The sequence below is a fragment of the Gammaproteobacteria bacterium genome (genome assembly GCA_003696665.1).
Classification (GTDB): domain Bacteria; phylum Pseudomonadota; class Gammaproteobacteria; order Enterobacterales.
Genome location: RFGJ01000241.1, coordinates 1 through 1041, shown reverse-complemented (window position 1 = coordinate 1041; position 1041 = coordinate 1). Strand labels below are relative to the sequence as shown.

Here is a 1041-nt window from a genome sequence, read left to right as displayed (position 1 = left end):
GCGAATCCCCGAAATGCATGTCCGCATCCAGCTGCCAGAAGGCATTGAGTCCCTGCCGCACCTTGATCGGGCACTGTCCCAATTCGAAGATTTTTGCATCGTCACACAAAGTGTTCGGCGCGGCATTCAGATCCACACCACAGTGGTAGATGCATCAGGCAACGTACGCCATCAAAACCAGTAATTCTACCGGCAGAGGCATCACCGGCGGTGGCACTTTCGCGCGCGACATTCAATTATTCACTCGCCTGTCCCGCTGGTCTGTCTCGCATCATGATCCGAAGACGAGGACGCCTCGTCGGGCACAACAAACAAATCCGGCGGCAGCGTGAGTCCCGGCCCATACACCACTTGCTCCACCATCTGTTCCGCGGTCTGATACACCTCAAGACGCTCACGGGGATCTGGCACCAAATGCGTCACAATGTCCGGATAAAAATTGGTGTTTTCTCTGCACAATTTAAAGGTTTTCTTAAAAGCCCAGCAAATATCAGGAAGGTTCCAAACATCGGCCATGTCAATCCGGTCATGCTCAGCCGCCGCCACAAAAAACGCGGCCAGCATCTTGTCATCTATTCCCACGTTCAATCGATTTCTATATCGCATATAATTACTGGCGATAGCCGAGAAATCTTCTGGTCGCTTGGCCTGGGCGGCAATCTGGTAAAAGCGTTCAATATCCTTCTGTGTGCTTTCTTTGCTCCAGAGCGCTTGATAGTATATCTGGGCGGTCAGCGACCGTACCTTCTGTCCGAGCTGCGCATCTTTCGAAAAGATCTCGTCTAGCCTTCTAGCATAATGCTTTCGACCCACGCCTCGACAAAAAGCCAACTCCCGTTTGGTCATTTTCGCGAAAAAACTGCCTTTGTAGGTGGCCAATTCTTCTTCAGTGAACCGATGGTAGTCGTTGAGCGCGACACAAAGCCTCAAACGAAGGCTAGTGATAAATTTGTCATCGTTCGACATCTCGTCAAAGTGCTCAAGCAAATGCCGCGCACCATCGTCCGGACTGCCATACAGTACAAGTTCCCAATCCGAGAG

1 protein-coding gene is annotated in these 1041 nt (G+C 51.4%); it reads right to left on the bottom strand.

Features of this window, described 5'->3' with window-relative positions; genetic code table 11:
- Nucleotides 1-240 precede the first annotated feature (240 nt).
- Nucleotides 241-1041: hypothetical protein (locus tag D6694_06825; GenBank protein ID RMH43603.1), on the bottom strand; the 801-nt coding region annotated here is incomplete at its 5' end.